Origin of the sequence: Teichococcus aerophilus, assembly GCF_014490485.1 — a bacterium.
Lineage (GTDB): Bacteria > Pseudomonadota > Alphaproteobacteria > Acetobacterales > Acetobacteraceae > Pseudoroseomonas > Pseudoroseomonas aerophila.
The window spans coordinates 1-1890 of sequence record NZ_JACTVA010000123.1; the positions used below are offsets into that span (position 1 = coordinate 1).

Consider the following 1890-nt stretch of genomic DNA (forward strand, 5'->3'; position numbering starts at 1 on the left):
TGGCACCGCCGGGGTGGCGACGGTGGCCGGGGCGGCGGCGGGCGGCGTGCGGGTCTGCGCCACGGCGGCGGGCACCAGGAAGCCGGCGAGCAGGCCGGCCTGGGCGGGTGAGGGCGCGGCCTCGGGGGTCCGAAGCTGGGCGCTGACGCCCGGCATACGCACGGCTTGCCCGGCTGGGGGCTGTGGGGATGGGCCCTGCGAGACCCCGGCTTGTGAGACCTGGGCTTGAGAAATCTGGGCTTGCGACACCAGGCCCTGCGACACCAGGCCCTGCGAGGCGAGGCCCAGCGAGTCCGGGGCATGCGCACTTGCGGCCTGGGAGGACAGTGTCTCCGCAGCCAGGGCGGCAGGGGCGTCAGGCCCCCGGGCAATAAGGCCCGGCGCGAGGGCTGCCAACGCCAGCGCGGTGCCGGCGGCCAGCAGGGGAAGGGTGGGCTTCATGGCAAGGCCACCTCGGTACCGGAGCAGAAGTTGAAGGCCTGGCGGCTGATCTCCCGCCCATCGCGGAACACGGCGGAGAGGTCGGCGGTGCAGCCAACGCCTTCGGGCGGCTGGAAGTCCAGTGCCTCGCCCCGGCCCAGCACGGTAGCGCCCAGGCGGTCGGCACCGCGCGCGGCGCCGGCTGCGTGGACATACAGCTCGACGATCGGCGCCGGGCCGGTGTTGCGCAGGCGGACGCTGCCCTCGCGCGGCGGGCTGGGCTCGATGGCGCCGGGGTTCTGGTCCAGCCGCGTCGCCAGCGTCCAGCCGGGGCGCAGCACGATCAGGTTGGTGGCGCAAATATCGACGCCGCGCCGCTCCTCCGCCCCGCCATTGGCGAAGACGATGCGGAGATCGACCTCGCAGCCGCCGCGCAGCACCACTTCGTGCCGCCCGCCGCGCTCCAGCGGGGTGCCGGAGAGCTTGTCCTCGCCCCAGTCGCTCTCGTCGATCGAGGAGGCATAGGCCTCGTCCACCGCGGCGCTGTGGCGGTTGACCAGGGTGAAGGCGCGCTCCGGCGGGCGCGGCACGCCGCTGGCATCGAACAGCGTGGTGCCGCCGCCGGCGCAGAGGTCGACGCCGCGCTTCTCCTCGGCGGTGTTGTCGTCATAGACGGCGCGCAGGTCGGCCAGGCAGTTGCGGCTGCGCAGGCGCAGGTTGAAGGTGTCGCCCGCTTCCATCGCGACGCCGGAGAGGCGGTCGGGGCCCCAGCTCTCGGCGCTGCGGGTCTGGCCGGGCGGCACCGGGGTGGCGCTGGCGAAGAGGTTGCGCATGGAACGTCCGCTGCCATTGGCCACTTCCATCTCGCGCAGCGGCACGCTGGGGTCGCCGAAGGTCAGGCGGGCGCGGCGGCACAGGTCGACGCGCGGCCGCTCTTCCTCCGTATCGTCCTCGAACACGGCGGTGACGTCGTAGAGGCAGTCCCGCGTGCGGCCGAGGCGGAGGGTGAAGGTGGCTTCCGGCGGCACGACCTCGGAACCCAGGCGGTCCTGGCCACGGTCCGGCTCCTCGCCACCCCGGCGCTGCTGCGCGCGGCCGGTGGCGGTGGGCAGGGCGTAGAGCTCGCGCATCGTCAGGTCGGTGGCGTTCTCGATCATCGCCTCGCGCAGCGGCGCGGTGGGGTCGCCGAAGGTGACGCGGGCGGTGCGGCAGAGATCGACGCCCCGGCGTTCCCGTGTGCTGCCATCGGCCAGCACGACGCGCACGTCGAACAGGCACAGCGTCTGCCGGCCGAGGGCGACGCGCAGGCTGCCGCCGGAGGGCAGGGTGTCGATGCCCAGCTGGTCGGTCGCCGTCTCCAGGCTGCCGGTGGGTACGACATACAATTCGCGCAGCGCCAGGCCGAGTTCGTTGGCGATGACGACGTCGCGGTCCTGCGCCGGGCGGGCGGGCTGGGCCGCCGGGCGGCGC

1 protein-coding gene is annotated in these 1890 nt (G+C 74.3%); it reads right to left on the reverse strand.

Going from position 1 to position 1890, the window contains the following annotated elements; translation table 11 throughout:
* Window positions 1-437: 437 nt before the first annotated feature.
* Window positions 438-1890, reverse strand: a 1453-nt coding sequence (locus IBL26_RS25390; protein WP_187787276.1) for a hypothetical protein, incomplete at its 5' end; no start/stop codon positions are given.